Below are 18715 nucleotides of genomic sequence, written 5' to 3'. Positions count from 1 at the left end.
GGTCAGCGCAAAGGCGACCACGGCGAAATGATCAGAGGGGAAGTCACCGACACGGGCGGTGAACTGCAGTCCGCTTGCCTGGGGCATGTCTTCAGTCCTTGAAGGGTTGACTCGGTCCGTTGAATCGGTGCGGGTAATGTGCCATCGGATCCTTGATGGGGGTGCCCGCGAAGTTGGAGAAGGTACCAGCGGTTTGGGAGAAAATCCAGAGTTGGGGGGATGGGATTGAAGTTGGGGTCAGATGGACGAGTTCATCAGACCCCTGAGCACAGTGGGTTTGAAGATGGGGTCAGATGAAAGCTTTCATCAGACCCCTGAGCATGGCCTTGGGGTCTGAAGAAAGCATTCTTCTAACCCCGGGTTTCCCCCGGACTTGGAGACGTGAACTTGGAATCGGAATGGTGGAGCAGTTATGGGGTAATCTGACGCGCTTCTGGTACCCAAAGGACAGGAAACCATAATGAAAAGCCACGGAGTCGGCTATATCTGCCACGTATTGTTGAATCACTACCTATCGAGCATCGTCGCCCTCTCGTTTTTAGCCGCTCTCATGCTGATGCAATCAGGGTGCGCTATGACGATGACAAACACCTTTGACGTTATTGGTGAAAGAACTCAGGAAGGAGAGGTTATCCACCTGTCTGGTTCAGAATCGGCACGGATCCCCGTTACCGAATTCGAATACAGAATGGATGACAATTTTTTCTACGCACTCGAGTGGAAGTCGCACATCTCCAGACAAGAATTCAAGCACGTCGGGGATGCAATTCTCCCCGTCCAGAAACTAACCCCGGAATGGCAACCGGTAACCGCCAGCATCAACGACAAATCAGTTGAAGTTGAAGCCCGAATGTACAAAACGGAGGCGGGGTACCACCTGGTACAAATCCGCAGGGATTACCAGCTTTGGTACGCCTACCCGGCGGATGCTGTCGCTTATACGCTGATGCCCATTGACCTGGTCAAAAACTCAGTCATCACCGGGACCCTAATCCACCTTTACGGATTTTTGAATCTTGTGACGCCATGACTACGGGAATTCACGGGCTGTGTGGTGAACCGGCTGAGTGCCGGTGAGCCTGTCTGGGCCGAAGTCGAGAAAACACTGGAAATTGCGTGGGAAACCCAGAGTTGGGCTTGAAGATGGGGTCAGATGAAAGCTTTCATCAGACCCCTGAGCATCTGCCCCCTGTTTGGTTGGAGAGCCAGACGCTTTGGTAGGGCTTTAGGGTGATGCTGCCGGAGAGGTCATCGATGGCCATTCCGGAGATCAGGTCGACCCAGTGATCGGTGCCGATGAGGTTGATGTCACTCAGGGCCACCTGCTGCACTTCGTTGCTGATATTGTGGATGCAGAACACGGACTGGTCGCGGCGCATACTCTGGCGCCAGAAGCCGAAGATCTGCAGGCCCAGGTGGAGGGTGAACTGGGTGGCGTTGGGGTGGAAGGCGGCTTGGCCGCGGCGGATGCCGATCAGGCGCTTGAGTTCGTGGTAGACCTTGCTGTGGTGGCACAGCGGGTTTTCCAGCTCTTCCTCCAGTTTATCCAGCTGCCACTGCCCGCGGTTGATGGATCTCAGTCGGCCGGTGTTCTCCACCCTGGCATAATCATTTTCCGTGCCCAGAAGGCTGTGGATGTAGAAAGCCGGAATCCCCTCCAGTGCCAGCATGATGGTGTGCGCACACAGGAAGCGCTGCAGCTGACAGTGATCCGCCCCGCCCTCCGCTGTGCCTTTCAGGGCGTCCCACAGCGCGATGTTGATCTCATAAGGCTGGTCGCGGCCATCGGCGGTGCGGCGGTAGGACACCCTGCCGCCGAATGACTCCATGGTATTGATCAGGCGCTGTTTCTCGTCGTCCTCCAGCAGCCCGTCCGTCGGCCGCATACCGATGCCGTCGTGGGAGGCGATAAAGTTCAGGTAGGTGGTTCCCATCTGCGCCGGTGGCATGCTCATGAGCCAGGTCTTGAGATGCCGGCAATTCCCCGTCACAAGCGTATTGATCAGCAGTGGCGGCAGGGAGAAGTTGTAGATCAAATGCGCTTCGTTGGCGTTCCCGAAATAGGTTAGGTTCTCGCGATTGGGCACGTTGGTTTCCGTGATCACCACCGCTTTCGGCGTATGGTGCTCGATGAGAAGTCGCAGAATCTTGATCAGCTCGTGGGTCTGCTGAAGGTGAATGCAGGGCGTGCCGGGTTCTTTCCAGAGAAACGCCACGGCATCGAGCCTGAACATCACCACGCCATGGTCCAGGTATTGTTTGATGATGCCGGCAAACTCGATCAGCACCCTGGGATTGGCGAAATTCAAATCCACCTGGTCCTCACTGAAGGTACACCAGACGTACCGCTCGCCATCCTCGGTCTGCACCGGGGTCAGCAATGGCGAGGTTCTGGGCCGTACCACGGCACTCAGATCGTCTTTCGGGTTTCCCTCAAAGAAATAATCCTTGCCCGGATCCACCCGCTTGCGGAAGTTCTCGAACCAGCGGCTTCGCGCGGACATGTGGTTGATCACCAGATCCGCCATCAATTTGAAGTCGCCGGCAATCTTCTCGACATCACTCCAGGAGCCATGGGACTCGTTCACCGCCAGGTAGTCCATGACTGAAAAGCCATCGTCGGAGCTGTATGGAAAGAACGGCAGGATGTGGACCGCCGAAACCGCCTCGGCCAGACAACCCGTCAGGAACCGGTGCAAGGTCTGCAGCGGTTTCTCACCTTCCCGCTGGACGGTATCGGCATAGGTGATCAGGACAATATCCGACTCGTCCCAGTTGTTCTGGTGTGCTGGTGGCGGCTCCCGGTTCAGGGCCAGCTCCATGGTGCCCAGCAGCTGCTCCGCCAGGAAATCGCAGTCCAGTTCCGGGTACACCACCTCCAGCATGCCGACCAGTTTGGTCTTGAGGGGCTGGCTCATGGCCGGTACTCCTCGTTATCCAGCTCCACCGCTTCCAACAATTGCTCCTTGATGTCCGGAAGGGCACTGGTGACGCGGTTCCAGCTCGGGATGAACGGCGTGTCCATAGGGTTATCCAGGAAGTACGACCCGGCCCGCATCACGTTTTGGGCGAACAACTCCACCGCCTTCTCTTCCTTGTGACGGTCGAACGTCAGGCCGTTCATGACGGCGTCATTCTGGTAGGTCTCCACGAAATCCAGGGCAATCCGGAAGTAAGTGGCCTTGATGGTTCGGAATTTCTCATTGGAGAAGATTTCGCCGTTCGTCGCCAGTTTCCGGAACAGGGCCTTGGCAATGTCCACACTCATCTTGGACAGACCCCGACTGGCATCTTCCGGGGACAGTTCCTGGTGCTTGTGATCGTAGGTATCAGCGATGTCCACCTGGCACAGCCGGTTGGTGGCGTAGTTGCGCTTCATCTCGGACAGTACGCCGATCTCCAGGCCCCAATCACTGGGAATACGCAAGTCATTGATGACGTCGGTGCGGAACGAGAACTCGCCGGCCAACGGGTAGCGATAGCTGTCCAGGTAATCCAGGAAATCGCTGGGGCCACAGACTTTCTTCAGGGCCCGGATCAACGGGGTCACCAGCAGGCGGCTGACCCGGCCATTCATTTTCGAATCCGCCACCCGGGCGTAGTAACCCTTGCAGAACATATAGTTGAACGCGGGGTTGGCCACCGGGTAAATCAGGCGGGCCACCAGGTCCCGGGAATAGGTCAGGATGTCACAATCGTGCAGGGCCACGGACTTGCTGACACCGGAGGCCAGCACATAACCAAAGCAGTACCAGACGTTCCTGCCCTTGCCCATCTCGGTCGGCGCCAGGTTCTGCTCCCGCAGTTTGAGGTCCAGGGCGCGCAGGCGCGGGCCATCGTTCCAGAGTACCTTGAACTCCTGGGGCAGCACGGAGAAATACTCGAGCGCATGCCGGTATTGCACTTCATCGGCGCGATCCAGCCCGATGACGATCTGATCGAGGTAAGGCACCTTCGCCAGTTCACTGACGATGTTTTTCAGCGCGGGCCCCTCCAGTTCCGAATACAACGAGGGAAGGACGAGGGACATCGGTCGGGCCTTGCGGAAGCTCATCAGCTCCGCTTCCATCTCCTCGACCGGCCGACGGACCAGGTTATGCAGGGTTGTCACTATGCCGTTCTGGTAAAAGTCGCCCATGGCGGCTCTCCTCTTTAATACCCGTACTCAAGCAACAGGTTGAGTACACAGTCATTCCAGCCTTCGGGGCCAGATCTGAGGGAGCGTATGGGCCGGCGGTCTGACGGCAGCTGGACACTCTCGCTGTTGACGCCCCGGATCACCACCGGGACATCGGAAGCCTCCAGCATGCCCTGGTCATTCGGGCTGTCACCCAGTGCGATGGCCAGTACCGGTTCGCTGCCATAGCGCTCCTGGTATTGACCGAGCAAGAAACGGGCCCCATCGGCCTTATCAAAGATCCCCATGGCGTGCCAGAAGCGGCCACCCTGCACCAGGCGGAGGTTGTCAGCGGCCAGCGAGGCCTCGAATTGGCGCAGCTCATCCTCGGTACCTTCCCAGATCAGCGGCTCGGTGCCATGGCGTTGCATCGCCCGTGAAGCCGCGGTGACATCCAGGCCCGTGAGATCCGACAACTCTTCGGCTGACATGTCCTCGAAGCCCCGAAAACGTGCACCGGCGGCCCGCAACCGGCCCAGGGCCGCCAACACCACCGCCCGGGATGCGCCAAAATTCACCACCTGTTCCGAGGAATTGCCGAAAGTGCCGGCCGGAATCACCACAGCTGCACCGTTTTCGATAATGTAGGGATCGCCGTTGCCCAGTTCGTTCCGGAGTATCGCGATCTCCGCAGCGGTCTTGCTGGAGTTGAGGACCAAGGGTATTCCGGCCGCTTTTACCCTGGCCAGAGCGGGCCGGGCGGCCTCCCAGGAATAGTCCTCGTGGTCGAGCAATGTGCCATCGAGATCGGTAAACAGAATCAGGTGGGGCCTGGGCATGGTATTTCCTCGCTTGGGGTTGCTAACTGGCGGCCGAAGGCTCCCTGAACTGAGGGGCCTCCAGTGAATGGTCCGCACCGACCGGAATCAGGACATCGGCCCGGCCCGGCATTTCCCGGAGGCAATGCTCGGTTACGCGCTGGTAGTGCATGATGAATCGGGCTACCTCTTCGTCTGACATGATGCGCAACGATGGGGCACTGGCATCGCCGCCGCCCTGTCCTGGTGCGTTGCTGAGGCGCGCCGCCAGCTTGTGTTCCTGCAAGGTGCGCCACTCCAGAACGCACTCCATGGACGGCGCCTTGAGCATCACCAGCAAATCAAGCCGGTCAAACAACGCCCGGTAGCTGTCTTTCAGGCATTCATTCACATAGCTGCGCCAGGTGGCATGAGGATCCTCCTCGGCTTCCAGGGTGTTGACCGGCCGGGCCAGCGCTTCTTCGGGTTCCGGCGCAGCCCCCAGGCACCAGCCCTCCACCAGGATGACCTCCGCCGGGCCTTCGAATACCGGCCACTGGTTCCGGGGCGCACGGTCATCCCGAGCCTTGTCGAAGGCGGGAATTGCGGTCTTGTCACCGGGTTTTGCGGCGAGGAGTTGGTCGATCACCTTCTGGCCCAGGGACACATCGTGGGTGCCCGGCACACCGCGGGTGATGAACAACGGGTGCACGAGTCCGGCAAGTCTCTGCCGCTCCGCTCTGGTAAGGTAGATATCATCAATGGAGAAGCTGGCTGTGGCCGTGCGATGGTGGCGGCTCAGGATTTCTTTGAGGAACAAGGTCAGGGTTGATTTCCCGGTGCCCTGGGCCCCATGGATACCAATAAGTACCGGCCGCCCCAGCCGTTGCCGGAGTTCGAGAATCCGGTGCGCCAGGGGCAGAATGGTCTGTTCGACGGTGTGTCCGTATGAGCAAGGCAGACCTTCCTGGCTGATCAGGGTCTCAATGGTGATGTTGAGTTCGTTTACAGACACGGTGGTTTCCTGAATTGGTTTGAATTAAAAGCAGCAGAATCTGTACCAACTGAGAGTATACGCATTGTATGAATGACGCAGGTTTCCGGATCGAACATCGCTACCTGGAGCTTCCGGACAGTTTTTACACCCGGGTACAGCCAAAGCCGCTCACCAACGCCAGAATGGTTACCTTTAACCATGAACTGGCGCGCCAGATGGGCTTTCATGTGAGCTCGGCAGAAGAATGGACCGGCGTTGGGGCCGGCACGCAGCTACTGGAAGGCATGGACCCGGTGGCCATGAAGTACACTGGCCACCAGTTCGGCATGTACAACCCGGAACTGGGAGACGGCCGCGGCCTGCTGCTGTGGGAGACTGTCGGCCCCGATGGCCAGCGCTGGGACTGGCATCTCAAGGGCGCCGGCACCACGCCCTACTCCCGCTTCGGCGATGGCCGGGCTGTATTGCGCTCCACCATCCGGGAGTACCTGTGCAGCGAGGCCATGCATTTCCTGGGCATCCCCACGACCCGGGCCCTGTTTATGGTCAGCGCCGGGGACCCGATTCGCCGAGAAACCATTGAGACTGCCGCCGCGCTGATGCGGGTGGCCGGGAGCCATATCCGCTTCGGCCACTTCGAATTCGCCGCCCATCATGAGGGGCCGGAAGCGGTGAAGTCTCTGATCGAACATGTGATCGCCCTGCACTTCCCGCACCTGATCGACCTGCCGGAGGACGAGCGCCACACCCGCTGGTTCGAGGAAGTGGTTGAAAGATCCGCCCGTCTGATCGCCGACTGGCAGGCGGTGGGCTTCTGCCATGGCGTGATGAACAGCGACAACATGTCGATCATCGGTGATACCTTTGACTACGGGCCCTACGCCTTCCTCGACGACTTCGACGCCGGCTATATCTGCAACCATACTGACCAGGAAGGCCGCTACGCCTACAACCGCCAGCCCCAGGTCGGCTTTGTGAACTGCCAGTACCTGGCCAATGCGTTGTTGCCGGTGATGGACGAAGACAGCGTCCGCCGGGGGCTGAGGCGTTACGAGGTGATCTATAACGAACGATTCCTGCAGAACATGCGTGACAAGCTTGGTCTGGCCGAACCGGATGACTCCGACCTCAGCCTGATCATGGAAACGTTCAGCATGCTCCACGAACACCACGTCGACTACACCCGTTTCTTCCGGGGCCTCTCCAACCTCTACGACAAAGGCCACGACCCGGTGCGCGACCTGTTTGTGGACCGCAGCGTGGCCGATGAATGGATCGAGCGCTACGAACAACGCCTGCAAAAAGAAACCCGCGCCCACGACGAACGGGAATACGCCATGCGCAAGGTGAACCCGAAGTACATCCTGAGGAACTACCTGGCCCAGCAGGTGATTCTGGAGGCTCAGAACGGGGATTATCAGCCGATGGAGGAGTTATTGGAGGTGCTCAGGCGGCCGTTTGATGAGCAGCCGGAGTTTGAGAAGTATGCAGCGCTGCCGCCGGATTGGGGGAAGCATTTGAATATCAGCTGTTCCAGCTGAGGGGTCATGCACAGGGGTCTGAAGAACTCCGTTCTTCTGACCCCAACTTAAGCCAAACTCCAAAACTAAAAAGGGGTCAGATGAAAGCTTTCATCAGACCCCGGAGTCGACGCCAAGCAAAGGGGTCTGAAGAACTCCGTTCTTCTGACCCCAACTTCAAGCCCTTAAACCGCCTTGGCAGCAATAATCTTGTCATGCCACTCCACCGGCCCGGTCTGGTGCACGGAGCTGCCCCGTGAATCCACCGCCACGGTCACCGGCATGTCTTCCACCTCGAATTCATAGATGGCTTCCATACCCAGCTCTTCAAAGGCCACCACCTTGGCTCCCTTGATCGCCTTGGACACCAGGTAAGCAGCACCACCCACGGCCATCAGGTACACCGCGCCATACTCCTTGATCGCGTCGATGGCCACCTGGCCGCGCTCGGCTTTGCCGATCATGCCGGTAAGGCCGGTTTTCGCGAGCATGGTGTGGGTGAACTTGTCCATGCGGGTCGCGGTCGTCGGGCCTGCGGGGCCAACCACTTCTTCGCGTACCGGATCCACCGGGCCTACGTAGTAGATGAAGCGGCCTTTGAGATCCACCGGCAGTTCCTCACCTTTCTCGATCATGTCCACCATCTTCTTGTGGGCGGCGTCACGGCCGGTCAGCATCTTGCCGGACAGCAGAACGGTCTCACCCGGCTGCCATTCCTTCACGTCTTCCGGAGTAACGGTATCCAGGTTCACGCGGCGTACGTTCTCACCCACTTCCCAGGTGATCTCCGGCCAGTCGTCCAGGCTCGGCGGGGTCTGCAGGGACGGACCGGTGCCGTCCAGGGTGAAGTGCGCATGGCGCGTGGCCGCGCAGTTCGGGATGATCGCCACTGGCTTGTTGGCGGCGTGGGTCGGGTAATCCTTCACTTTCACGTCCAGCACGGTGGTCAGGCCGCCGAGGCCCTGGGCACCGATACCCAACTCGTTCACTTTCTCAAACAGCTCGAGACGAAGCTCTTCGGCGCGGTTGGAAGCGCCGCGCGCCTGCAGATCGTGGATGTCGATCGGATCCAGCAGGGATTCCTTCGCCAGCTCCATCGCCTTCTCGGCAGTACCACCGATACCGATACCCAGCATGCCCGGCGGACACCAGCCGGCCCCCATCTGCGGAACCATCTTCAGCACCCAGTCCACCACGGAGTCGGATGGGTTCAGCATGGCGAACTTGGACTTGGCTTCGGAACCACCGCCCTTGGCAGCCACGTGAACCTCAACGGTGTCGCCCGGGACCATCTTGTAGTGAATGATGGCCGGGGTGTTGTCCTTGGTGTTCTGGCGCTTGCCATCCGGGTCGGCCAGAACCGAAGCCCGCAGCACGTTGTCCGGGTGGGTGTAGGCGCGACGGACGCCTTCGTTGATCACGTCGTCCAGCGGCTGGTCGCACTCGAACTTGACGTCCATACCGATATTCACGAAAACCGTAACGATGCCGGTGTCCTGACAAATCGGACGGTGGCCCTGGGCACACATCCGCGAGTTGATCAGGATCTGGGCCATCGCATCCTTCGCCGCCTGGGACTCTTCCTTCTGGTAGGCCTCATACACGCCCTGGATAAAGTCCTTGGGATGGTAATAGGAAATGAATTGCAGCGCGTCCGCTACACTCTCAATCAGGTCGTCCTGGCGGATTACGGTGGTCATAGGCGCCTCATCAGCTTGTTTCGTTATTTCGTGTCATCGAAAAATCGGGAGGCGAGAGTTTACCAGAAAATCGTTCGAACGAGTGATGTGACGGAAGGTGAAGGCGCTATAAAAGGAACCCCCGGTCGGCCGTTTCCTTCTATTGCTGGCAACCGCCACCGAACCGATGGTGGCCGCGGTCAATAGCCCGTCAGTGGGCATCGGCACTACCATGCTACTGCATTGCGACCTTGTGGTAGCCGGCACCAACACCCGCTGCCTTGCGCGCCTCCAAACAGCTGCGCAACCGACCAATTATGGAAAACCTGACAAAGACCATGCTTACCGAAGGTGCGCTGTTCAGTGAACGCCTGAAATCACCCGAAGCCGCTGAGGCATTCCGCGCGTTCATGGAGAACCGCAGTCCCGATTTTTCTTCTTTCGATTGACGCGCAAAAGCCATCAAGGAAGCTCGACAAAGTGTTCATTGCCAACTATTTTTCAGGAAGGCCGGAGTCCATCTGCGCGAGGATGGCCATAAAGGCCAGAATCACACTTTTGGCTGATCAACACTTGCCAGACTGTCGCTATAGTCAGAGGTACGAAATTGGCTCAAAGCGCTGACCAAAATTTCAGAAGAACATAACGACACAACAACAGGAAAAGGTTCCACCCATGTTCAAGAAAACACTAATAAGTCTTGCCGTGGCGTCTTCCGTTGGACTTACAGGCTGCTTCAGCAGCGGTGACGAGGGGGCGAATGCTAATCCGGAATATTCAATCAGCAACCCGGACTTTACGGGTAAAACCTGGCCGGTTTTTAATCCTCTGACCAGTGAACTGCCTGTTCCCAGCGACCTCCAATTTGAGCAGGGTGCCAGCGCAGACGGGACACTAAGCGGTTCTACCGACAATCCGATTACCCATGCTCTCGATTTCATGGATGGTTCTTCAACAACCGCCCAGTTCGATATCAAGCTGTCTGGTTCCATCGATCCTGAAACAGTGAAAGCGCAGCCTGTAATTGATGCAGGTGGTGGAACTCCGGCTCCCAATCCCCAGCAGAATGTTTTTCTTCTTTCTCTGAACTTTCCGGGTGGTGACTCACTGCTGAACAGTTCTTCCTTCTACACCAACCTGATTGCTGAGTTGGTTGAGAGCGGAGACATCACTGAAGTGCTCGATCGCGAATCCTTCCCGGGCGAAACCCCCACCTTCGACCTCGGTCTCGCATTCGCTGCTTTACAAGCTGCTCCTGGCCCGGAAACCGCTGCGGCTGTATTCGACTTCAATAATGAGTTTCGAGCTGAGGTGGTATCACTCGACGGCGGCGTAGATAATGTGCTTCGGATCACTCCGCTTCGACCGCTTGATCCTAAAAAGAAGTACCTCGTGGTTATTACGGATGAGGTAAAAGACTCTTTGGGCCAAAGCCTGGTAGGTTCTCCCTCGTATCAGAATATCAGCAATCCGGAAGAGCCCCTTGGCGACTCGGCTCTGGAGCCAGTCCGTGGCGCAGTTCAAGGCTGGGAAGCGTTGGCTGAAGGCTACTTCAATGGGCTGACCAATACCAGTCGAGAAGCCGCTTCATTGCCGGCACTGAGTGCCGACAATGTCGCTTTTTCTCTGACATTCACTACAGGAGGCACTACCGACGTTCTCGAGGCGGCGACTTCGCCCGCGCAGTTCTTCTACAAGAACGCGGTGAAATCCACCCGCCAGGAAGCGATTGCAACGTATCTCGCTGCCAATGCTGATACCTTTGAGACGTTGGACCCAAGTACACAGTGGGGAACGCTTGATGCGGTAGCTGATGGCGCGGTTGCGAATGTAGGCGATGCAAACCTGCGTGCCGGTGCCGCAGGCACAGAAACTGCTCTGGCAGGAACGGATTTCAGCAATCCGGCACCGCGTCCAATCGGCACCCAGTTTATTGAAGCCACACGGGCACCATCGGCTGCACTCGGCCTGCCCGAGGCGGGCTCCGTATTCCAGACCAGTCTGGAGCTTCCGTATTACCTGAAAACTCCGACCGACACTGACCCGACCAACCTGGGTTCTACGTGGACGGCATCCACCACTGTTGGCGGTGCGATTGACCCCAGCGGTGAGACACCGCCTTCGGACAAGGTGACTTTCCGTTTCCCGTTTGCAGCTGAAAACGCAACGCCCGTTAACGTACCCATGCTCGTCTCTGTGCCAGACCCCGACAATGCTATTCCGGGTGGCGGTGGCGCGACCTGTGCTTTGGTGAAGCCCTGGAATGTCGTCATTTACCAACATGGAATCTTTGGCAATCGGTCTCACAGCTTAGCCCTGGCCAACCAGTTGGGTAACTATTGCTTTGTAACCGTTGCCATCGATCTGCCTCTCCACGGCATTGCGCCCGAACTGGCAACGGGTGAGGCCGATCCGTCATTGGCCTTGAGCGTGGACAAAGCATTGGTCGGAGGCGAATTCGTCGACAGCCCATTCCCAATGAACGAGCGTCACTTCGGCTGGGCTCAGGATGCGAGCGGCAATCCAACCCGGATGGTCTACAGCACGGATCCGCAAGAATCCTTGGGATACTCCGGTCAATACTTCCTGAATTTATCCAATTTGCCAGCAGCAAGGGATAACAACCGCCAAGGTGTTGTCGATCTGCTAAACCTCAACGCGAGTCTTGTCAACCTTAATGGCATCGACCTGGACAACTTTGATGGCAACCAAGACCCATTAACCCAAGCTGTAGCGGATGTGGACATTCAGGCTGACGGCACCGGCGGTTCAAAAGTGTATTTCGTAGGCCATTCCCTGGGAGGGATTCTGGGAACATCACTTGTATCCCTGGTGAACGACACTGCTCAGGCAGATACGATTGGGAACGGCAACATTACTCCCTTCTCCGCAGCAGCACTTGTTACGCCTGGGGCAAGCATCGTGAAATTGCTTGAGAACTCCCCCTCAATCAGCGCGGGCGTTCTCGCAGGTCTTGGGAAAGCTGGACTCACTCAAGGCACAAGCAACCTGGAGCTTTACTTTAATGTGGCTCAAGCGAGCCTGGACAGCGCAGAGCCACTCAACTTCGGAGAATCCGTTGTTAATAGCGGAAGCAAGATCTATCTGAATGAAATCTATGGTGACGGATCTGACAGAGCCACCCAGGATCAAACGATCCCGGTTGCTGCAGATGTAGCTTACGCAGGCACCTATACCCGTCCCCTGGGCGATGCCTTGCCGGCTCCATTGGCAGGCACCGAGCCCCTGTTCATGAATCTGGAGGCAGATACGATCTCAGCGACTGGCGCGCTGATAGCCAATGCTAATGCGGTGCGGTTTGAGGCTGGCACCCATACCACCCTCATTAAACCGGAAACCGAAACTCAAGAGGCTGTCTTTGCTGATATGGCTGCAAACATAATCTCGTTTTTCGCGAATGATGGAACAGAAATTCAATTCAATAACGCAATGTTCGTAAAAACTGAGGCTCCCTCTCCTGAGAATCCTTAGGATTTAAAGATGCATTAAAAGAAAACCCAGCTCCTGCTGGGTTTTCTTGTTTTTATGCCACTCAATGCCTCAACGCTCGCCATAACCCGCGTGCAAAGGTGGAGCGAAGCAATGCTTTTGTACGTCCGGGTTGATGGCATTATTCAGCCAGTGGATTCATTGATTCAAGGCGTGAATGAGTAACGTGCACATCGCATTCCATCCCCTAGTGTCCCGTCTGGTTAATTCGCTGACCTACTGAGCCACTGAGAGCCTTGAGAGCAAGGCGCGATGGCGAAGGTTTGGTGGTTCCAAATCGAGTCAGCGCCACGCAGTAGGTCAGCGAATTAACCAGACGGGACACTAGCCACAGCAGGATGAGGCGACTTCGCCATCCTTCCTGTTGTCGAAATACCGTTGCAAGTTTTCAGGCAATTCCTCAAGGGGTTCTGGAACCACCAGCGGCATTTCATCAATATTCAGCATGGCACCCATGATTGCTTCAGCTAATAAGGGGAGGGGGGCATAAAGAAATACCTCACCACGGTAGTGCCATTCACGGCAGTCAACGCTGGCGTTGCTGGTTGTAAACTCCCCGCATGACTCACACTCCGACTCACGAATGTCTTGAGCTATATCCCGGCCATTCAGCCGTATCGTCGGTGAACTCAATAACGCATTCGCCTTTGCCTCTGCCGGTGTTTGAACAACGATCTCGTGATGTTGCAGCGTGATCCCCAGTGCATCAGCTACCGGTTTGAGGATTTGCACCGCGGCTCTTAACTGATCTCCGGTTGGGACGCAACGCTTGCAGGTGTCAAGATCAATGACGAGCAGATCGACATTCAAAACTTTCCTCGTCGCCTGTGTCTCTTTTGTTTGGTCCACTTGGAACCTCCTCTATAGGAATTGTGGTTATTGGGCAACGCCCACCCTATAGACGGAGAAAGCCCAAAAAAGACGCAAACGATCAGCAGCCGCCGGAGATCAACAGGCACCACAAACTCCGTCCTTCCGTTCGTAATCACAGAGCCGGCCACTGTGGTCGAACTCAAGCTGACAGCAATCAGATAGCATAGTTTTCAAAAGGGCGCGCCCGCGTTGTACCCTGGATTTGGCACCGGAAAGTGAAATGCCCTGCGATTTTGCGACCTCCTTCTGCGTCAATCCTTTTATTTCAGATAGAATGATTGCATCCCGATAATTCTCGGGCAGCAGTTGTATCATGGGTTCCAGGCATTCCGACAATTCTTGTGCGGTCTTTTCGTTGGGCTCGATCTCTGGATGCGGAAGCTGATCAGCAAGTTCCACGGTCGGCTTCTGAGACCGGAAATAATCGATAATGGCGTTTCGCGCTATTTGGTAGAGCCAGCTTTTCAGCTTTGTCTCGTCCTTCAGGGAAACCAATCCAGTATGCATTTTCAAAAACACGTCCTGAAGAATGTCATCGCTGATAGTTTCATCAGAAACCCTGCTTCGAATAAATGCTCGAAGCTTTGTACGATATTCTTGCCAGAGTTTTCCTGATCTGTTCATAAATGATTCCTGGCGGGGCCTAATGAATGATATGGCGTAGTGAGACTCAGGATGAAAGCCTTATGGGACACCCAATCTGCCTCTGCATCTCCCCATCCCCCCGATCTACCTCAATCACCATCCCCCTGGCCTTCAACTGCGGATGCTCCGCCGCCTCTGAAACCGTCAGCACTGGCTCCACACAGGCATCCTGCCCCGCAAAGATTTCCTGCCATTGCACCAATGTTTTCTCGGCCACCTTGTCCTTGATCGCAGCCTTAAGCTGCTTCTGATCATCCGGCTTCTGGCTCAATGCCAGGCTTTTCATCTCGGACAACCCCAGGGTGTCACACAGGCGTGCCGAGAACTGCGGTTCGAGACTACCCACTGACAGCCAGCGGTCATCACTGGTCTGGTAGTAATCGTAGAATGACCCGCCGTTGAGCAAGCCTCTCTCAGGCTTCTGTTCCACGCCACCAGCCAGGCAGGCGGCGCCAGACATGGCATTGAGGGCGAAGGCGGCATCGGTCATGCTGATGTCCACGAACTGGCCTTTGCCGGTCTGCTGGCGCTCAATAACGGCCGCGAGAATGCCCATGACGGCGTGGTGGGAGCCGCCGGCCACGTCGGCGATCTGGATGCCCATGGGAGGCGGACCGCTGTCTGCGCGACCGCAGTGGCTGGAGACGCCGGCGATGGAGAGGTAGTTGATGTCGTGGCCGGCGCGGTCCCGGTAGGGGCCGGTCTGGCCGTAGCCCGTGATGGCGCAGTAAATCAGCCCGGGGTTGATTTCACGCAGGGTCTCGTAGCCGATGCCCAGACGGTCCATCACACCGGGGCGGAATTGCTCGACCACGATGTCATAGTCCCTGACCAGCTCCTTGACCTTGTCGGCAGCCCCCTCCTTCTTCAGATTGAGCTGCAGGGTATCCTTGCCGCGGGTGAGATAGGAAAACGCTGTACTGAACTTGCCGTCGAAGGGGGACATCACCTTGGTGAGGTCCACCCGGTCCGGCGCCTCGATTCGCAGTACTTCTGCCCCCATGTCTGTCAGCAGCATGGTGGCATAGGGGCCGGGCAGCAAGGTGCTGAAATCCAGAACCTTCAGTGAGTTCAGAGGGCCTGCCATGGTTTTCTCCTTGTTCTGACGATTGTTTTTCACCCATGCTGCCGTGTTTTGCCCTCGGGGCCAACTGCCGGTTACCCCATTCCGATTGGCCAATTCTTCCACGCGTCAGGCAGTTAGGGCGGTTGCAATGTTTCCCCGGGGTTTTATGATGGGTTTCGTTTTCATGGAATGGCGAACGCAATGCCCAATCTGACGGTTTCAAGACATTTTGTACAGGCAGCTTTGGTCGGTGCAGAGGCCTGGGGGCTGGATACCCGGGAGATGCTGAAAGAGGCAGGTATTTCTCCGGATCTGCTACGCATCGAAATGGCGCGGGTCAGCAGCGACCAGTTCAGCCGGTTGATGCAGGTGCTCTGGAACCGCACCGGGGATGAGTTCATGGGCATGGGCCCGCGGCGCGCACGCACCGGCACCTTCGCCACGATGTGTGCTCTGGTAATCGATTGCCCCAATCTTGAAGCCGTTTATCGCCAGGCCTTCCAGTTCTCACGCCTGTTCGAGCCTATGGTGACCATGGAGCTGAACGTCGAAGAAGAGCAGGCGCGGCTGGTGCTTCGGATTGAAGGCGAAATCTACGACCCCTGTTATTTCCTGCGCGAGAGCATTCTGGTGATCTGGCATCGTCTGGGCAGCTGGCTGATCGGTCAACCGGTGGAGCTCGACAAGGCCGAGTTCGATTACCCTCGCCCGTCCCACGGCGACGAATACCGGCATATTTTCCACTGCCCCATGGAGTTTGAGGCAGGCCAGACCGCCCTCACCTTCAACAAGCGCTTTCTCTCGGCGCCGGTCATCCGGGACAAGCCGGAGATGCGCCAATTCCTCAAGACCTCACCGGCGGACCTGCTCTCCCGGCCCGACGAAAGCAACACCTGGACCGGAAGGATTCGCGCCTTGATTGGCCGGGATTTTTCGAAGCCTCTGCCGGACTTCGAGTGGATTGCGGCGGAGCTGCATACCAGCCCGCAAACCCTCCGCCGACGCCTGAAACAGGAAAACACGTCCTTTCAGGAGATCAAGGATTTGCTACGGCGGGACATGGCGATTTACTACCTTGGCCGGCAGGATCTGCCAATCAATGATATTGCGGAGAAAGTCGGTTTTACCGAGCCGTCCACCTTCCACCGCGCTTTCAAGAAATGGACTGGTGTCACCCCCGGTGCCTATCGCGAGGGCGAGCGCGGCAATCTGGAGTCCTGACAGGATCAGGAGCCGTCAGGCGCCTGCAAATGGCGAACCAGCTGCCCCAGCGTCTGCGCAATGTCACCAGCTCGCTCCCGGTGATAGCCGAGCTGCATCAAACGGGATCCATCCCGGGGGTCGTAAATCCAGCAACTGGCCACCGCCGCCTCGCAGCCCCATTCAATCATCGGGTTTACGCCATAGACTTCCATCGTCTGGGTCTTGCGCACCAGGCGGTTACCGGCCTCGCGCCGAATTTCCTGGAAGCTGATAACGCTGTCGGTCACACTCACCTCGTAGGCCACATCAGCAGGTTTATCCAAACGCACAACCGTCTGGTCCGCGCGCCAGCCTGCAACGTCGAGCAGACTATTCAGATGAGTCAGCAGGGCTTCCCGGTCGCTGTCGGCAAGGTAAAGCTTCCTGAGTGAGGCAGCATTCTGGTTACCCGCTGGTTCAATCACGGCCACCTTAGGTGGCTGTTCACCGTTATTCTGCGCGGCTGCGCCGGACTTCCGGGTGCGCTCCACATCGGTGATCAGCTTAAGGGCTTTCTGATAATGACTTCCCTCAGTACCGGCCTGGGTTACATAGGCCTCCAGGGCGGCCTGTGCCTCATTGAAGTGACCGGCTTTGAGCATCACCTGTCCCCGGTAGAAAAAATACTCCGGGGGTTTCTCCGCGTCCAGTTGCTGAAGACGGTTTAGATACTCCCCCGCTTCTCCCCAGTTACCGGCATTAACCGCCTCTTCGGTGGCCAGCATCAACCGGCGTATCTCATGCTCCGGAGCCAGGGCCTGCACCTGGCCGGCGGCCGACAGGGCGGCAACCAGGGCCACGGACCGGACCAGTCGTTGAAATGTTCCAGATGCTACTGCCATCGCTCTTACTCCTGCTGGTTATCGGCGTTCATCGCCGCTTCCACCTCGGTATCTCCGACATCCACTTCGGCCTGCTCCAGGATGCCCCGGGGAAGTTCTTTCTTGACTCTCACGCCCAACTCCACAAACCGGTTCGCCTGGGAAATCAGGTTACCACGGCCCCGGGTCAACGTATTCATGGCCGAATCATAGGTCCCCTGGGCCGTCTGCAACTGGCTGCCCAGGCGCTCCATGGCCTCGACAAACACCCGCAGCTTGTCATATACGGCGCTGGCCCGGTCCGCAATTCTCCGGGCGTTCTGGCTCTGGCGTTCATAGCGCCAGATGTTCTCGATGGTCCGCAGTGTGGCCAGGAGCGTGGTCGGAGTGACCACAATAATCTTTCGCTCAAAGGCTTCTGCGAAAAGGTTCTCGTCCTGCTGAAAAGCTGCCACGAAGGCCGGCTCGATGGGCATGAACAGCAGCACAAAATCCGGCGAATGCAGACCGTGGAGCTGGCTGTAGTCTTTCTCGCTGAGTGCACGGATATGAGTCCGCACCGCCTCGACATGCTGCTTCAGCGCATCCACCCGCATGCTTTCGTCTTCCTCGTTGACCCATTGTTGGTAGGCCAGCAGGGATACCTTGGAATCCACAATGAGGTTCCGGTTATCCGGCAGGTGCACCACCACGTCCGGGCGCAATAGCTGGTGATCACCATCCCGGTAACTACCCTGGGTTTCGTACTCCACGCCCTTGCGCAGGCCGGACTTCTCCAGCACCCGTTCCAGGATCAGTTCGCCCCAGTTGCCCTGGATCTTCTTGTCACCTTTCAGGGCCCTGGTCAGGTTGGCCGCTTCCTCGGTAATCTGACGGTTCAGCTCCTGCAGTGATTTGATTTCGCTGCGGAGTGCCTGGCGATCCCGGGTCTCAGTGGTGTACACGTCCTCCACGCGCTTGCGGAAATCCTGCAATTGGTCCCGGAAGGGATTAAGCAGGCTGTCCAGGCTGGTGCGGGTCTGCTGGGTGAAGCGTTCGTTCTTCTGATCGAAAATCCGGTTGGCCAGATTCTCGAACTCCTGCTTCAGCGCATCCCGGTTACGCTCCAGCAACTCCAGCTTCTCCTCCGCCGATCGGCGCTCCCGGTCCAGGGCCACCTCCTGTTCCCGAAGTCTCACCCTCACACGGTGCAACTCGCCGGAAAGATCTTCGATCCGGTTCTGCAGGTTTTTGCGTTCGCCCTCGAGCTGCTCAATCCACTGCCGCTTGCCGCCTACCTCCGATTCCAGACCGGCGACCCGTGTCCCAGCATCAATGGCCCGGTTTTGCCAGACATCGGCCTTGCGGGCTGAGCGCATCAGGAATATCGCAAGCAGCACTGTCAACAGTGCCAGCACTCCCACTAATCCAGCCATCAATTCCGGCGAGGCCACTATCCATTGGGTTAT

The 18715-nt window shown here is 57.5% G+C and carries 15 protein-coding genes; 5 read left to right on the top strand and 10 right to left on the bottom strand.

Annotated features, from left to right (window positions below; all coding sequences use genetic code 11):
* The first annotated feature begins 460 nt into the window (after nucleotides 1–460).
* A complete protein-coding gene (locus R6W86_RS12975) occupies nucleotides 461–1030 on the top strand; it encodes a hypothetical protein (protein ID WP_410329781.1) in 570 nt (189 codons plus the stop codon).
* A gap of 136 nt (nucleotides 1031–1166) precedes the next feature.
* Here the strand turns inward: R6W86_RS12975 and R6W86_RS12970 are convergent, their stop codons facing one another.
* Genes R6W86_RS12970 through R6W86_RS12955 form a run of 4 tightly spaced genes read right to left on the bottom strand, consistent with a single transcriptional unit; the run spans nucleotide 1167 to nucleotide 5929 of the window.
* On the bottom strand, nucleotides 1167–2918 hold the full coding sequence (locus R6W86_RS12970) for a sugar phosphorylase (protein WP_410329780.1): 1752 nt from the start codon (nucleotides 2916–2918) through the stop codon (nucleotides 1167–1169).
* Nucleotides 2915–4138, bottom strand: a complete 1224-nt coding sequence (locus tag R6W86_RS12965) for a glycosyl transferase (protein ID WP_410329779.1) — start codon at nucleotides 4136–4138, stop codon at nucleotides 2915–2917. Before R6W86_RS12965 ends, R6W86_RS12970 begins: the two co-directional genes overlap by 4 nt.
* Nucleotides 4139–4152: 14 nt before the next feature.
* Nucleotides 4153–4956: an HAD-IIB family hydrolase gene (locus R6W86_RS12960; RefSeq protein WP_410329778.1), complete on the bottom strand. Its 804-nt coding sequence runs from the start codon at nucleotides 4954–4956 to the stop codon at nucleotides 4153–4155.
* Nucleotides 4957–4978: 22 nt separating this feature from the next.
* A complete protein-coding gene (locus R6W86_RS12955) occupies nucleotides 4979–5929 on the bottom strand; it encodes a hypothetical protein (protein ID WP_410329777.1) in 951 nt (316 codons plus the stop codon).
* Between the two features lie 68 nt (nucleotides 5930–5997).
* Between R6W86_RS12955 and R6W86_RS12950 the strand changes: the two genes are divergently transcribed.
* A complete protein-coding gene (locus tag R6W86_RS12950) occupies nucleotides 5998–7452 on the top strand; it encodes a protein adenylyltransferase SelO (RefSeq protein ID WP_410329776.1) in 1455 nt (484 codons plus the stop codon).
* A 164-nt stretch (nucleotides 7453–7616) separates the two neighbouring features.
* On the opposite strand, the gene R6W86_RS12945 is transcribed toward R6W86_RS12950, so the two are convergent.
* Entirely contained in the window at nucleotides 7617–9131 is a 1515-nt protein-coding gene (locus tag R6W86_RS12945; RefSeq protein WP_410329775.1) for a fumarate hydratase, read from the bottom strand.
* A 296-nt stretch (nucleotides 9132–9427) separates the two neighbouring features.
* Here R6W86_RS12945 and R6W86_RS12940 point away from each other — a divergent pair, with 296 nt between their 5' ends.
* Both R6W86_RS12940 and R6W86_RS12935 read left to right on the top strand, forming a co-directional pair.
* On the top strand, nucleotides 9428–9559 hold the full coding sequence (locus R6W86_RS12940; protein WP_410329774.1) for a hypothetical protein: 132 nt from the start codon (nucleotides 9428–9430) through the stop codon (nucleotides 9557–9559).
* Between the two features lie 226 nt (nucleotides 9560–9785).
* Entirely contained in the window at nucleotides 9786–12602 is a 2817-nt protein-coding gene (locus R6W86_RS12935) for a hypothetical protein (protein WP_410329773.1), read from the top strand.
* A 342-nt stretch (nucleotides 12603–12944) separates the two neighbouring features.
* Here the strand turns inward: R6W86_RS12935 and R6W86_RS12930 are convergent, their stop codons facing one another.
* The 3 genes from R6W86_RS12930 to R6W86_RS12920 all read right to left on the bottom strand — a co-directional run bounded on the left by R6W86_RS12930 (nucleotide 12945) and on the right by R6W86_RS12920 (nucleotide 15225).
* Nucleotides 12945–13469 (bottom strand): DUF2703 domain-containing protein, encoded by a 525-nt coding sequence (locus R6W86_RS12930; RefSeq protein ID WP_410329772.1) that lies wholly within the window; start codon nucleotides 13467–13469, stop codon nucleotides 12945–12947.
* A gap of 99 nt (nucleotides 13470–13568) precedes the next feature.
* The gene (gene sigZ / locus R6W86_RS12925; RefSeq protein WP_410329771.1) at nucleotides 13569–14117 is read right to left on the bottom strand and encodes an RNA polymerase sigma factor SigZ; all 549 of its coding nucleotides are present in this window, start codon (nucleotides 14115–14117) and stop codon (nucleotides 13569–13571) included.
* A 46-nt stretch (nucleotides 14118–14163) separates the two neighbouring features.
* Complete coding sequence (locus tag R6W86_RS12920) at nucleotides 14164–15225, bottom strand: CaiB/BaiF CoA transferase family protein (RefSeq protein WP_410329770.1); 1062 nt, start codon at nucleotides 15223–15225, stop codon at nucleotides 14164–14166.
* Nucleotides 15226–15405: 180 nt separating this feature from the next.
* Here R6W86_RS12920 and R6W86_RS12915 point away from each other — a divergent pair, with 180 nt between their 5' ends.
* On the top strand, nucleotides 15406–16425 hold the full coding sequence (locus tag R6W86_RS12915; RefSeq protein ID WP_410329769.1) for an AraC family transcriptional regulator: 1020 nt from the start codon (nucleotides 15406–15408) through the stop codon (nucleotides 16423–16425).
* A 5-nt stretch (nucleotides 16426–16430) separates the two neighbouring features.
* Here R6W86_RS12915 and R6W86_RS12910 read toward each other — a convergent pair whose 3' ends face one another.
* Both R6W86_RS12910 and rmuC read right to left on the bottom strand, forming a co-directional pair.
* On the bottom strand, nucleotides 16431–17288 hold the full coding sequence (locus R6W86_RS12910) for a hypothetical protein (RefSeq protein WP_410329768.1): 858 nt from the start codon (nucleotides 17286–17288) through the stop codon (nucleotides 16431–16433).
* 5 nt (nucleotides 17289–17293) lie between these two features.
* Nucleotides 17294–18625: a DNA recombination protein RmuC gene (gene rmuC, locus R6W86_RS12905; protein ID WP_410329787.1), complete on the bottom strand. Its 1332-nt coding sequence runs from the start codon at nucleotides 18623–18625 to the stop codon at nucleotides 17294–17296.
* Between the last annotated feature and the right edge of the window lie 90 nt (nucleotides 18626–18715).

Origin of the sequence: Marinobacter sp. (assembly GCF_046484525.1) — a bacterium.
Classification (GTDB): Bacteria; Pseudomonadota; Gammaproteobacteria; order Pseudomonadales; family Oleiphilaceae; genus Marinobacter.
This window is presented reverse-complemented; position numbering and strand designations above follow the sequence as displayed.

What these genes read in the sequence shown, in the direction of transcription:
- R6W86_RS12965 (WP_410329779.1), bottom strand. Translation starts at nt 4,138, where the DNA reads ATGGGCGACTTTTACCAGAACGGCATAGTGACAACCCTGCATAACCTG.
- R6W86_RS12950 (WP_410329776.1), top strand. Translation starts at nt 5,998, where the DNA reads ATGAATGACGCAGGTTTCCGGATCGAACATCGCTACCTGGAGCTTCCG.
- R6W86_RS12945 (WP_410329775.1), bottom strand. Translation starts at nt 9,131, where the DNA reads ATGACCACCGTAATCCGCCAGGACGACCTGATTGAGAGTGTAGCGGAC.
- R6W86_RS12935 (WP_410329773.1), top strand. Translation starts at nt 9,786, where the DNA reads ATGTTCAAGAAAACACTAATAAGTCTTGCCGTGGCGTCTTCCGTTGGA.
- R6W86_RS12940 (WP_410329774.1), top strand. Translation starts at nt 9,428, where the DNA reads ATGGAAAACCTGACAAAGACCATGCTTACCGAAGGTGCGCTGTTCAGT.
- R6W86_RS12910 (WP_410329768.1), bottom strand. Translation starts at nt 17,288, where the DNA reads ATGGCAGTAGCATCTGGAACATTTCAACGACTGGTCCGGTCCGTGGCC.
- R6W86_RS12970 (WP_410329780.1), bottom strand. Translation starts at nt 2,918, where the DNA reads ATGAGCCAGCCCCTCAAGACCAAACTGGTCGGCATGCTGGAGGTGGTG.
- R6W86_RS12960 (WP_410329778.1), bottom strand. Translation starts at nt 4,956, where the DNA reads ATGCCCAGGCCCCACCTGATTCTGTTTACCGATCTCGATGGCACATTG.
- rmuC (WP_410329787.1), bottom strand. Translation starts at nt 18,625, where the DNA reads ATGCGCTCAGCCCGCAAGGCCGATGTCTGGCAAAACCGGGCCATTGAT.
- R6W86_RS12920 (WP_410329770.1), bottom strand. Translation starts at nt 15,225, where the DNA reads ATGGCAGGCCCTCTGAACTCACTGAAGGTTCTGGATTTCAGCACCTTG.
- sigZ (WP_410329771.1), bottom strand. Translation starts at nt 14,117, where the DNA reads ATGAACAGATCAGGAAAACTCTGGCAAGAATATCGTACAAAGCTTCGA.
- R6W86_RS12975 (WP_410329781.1), top strand. Translation starts at nt 461, where the DNA reads ATGAAAAGCCACGGAGTCGGCTATATCTGCCACGTATTGTTGAATCAC.
- R6W86_RS12915 (WP_410329769.1), top strand. Translation starts at nt 15,406, where the DNA reads ATGCCCAATCTGACGGTTTCAAGACATTTTGTACAGGCAGCTTTGGTC.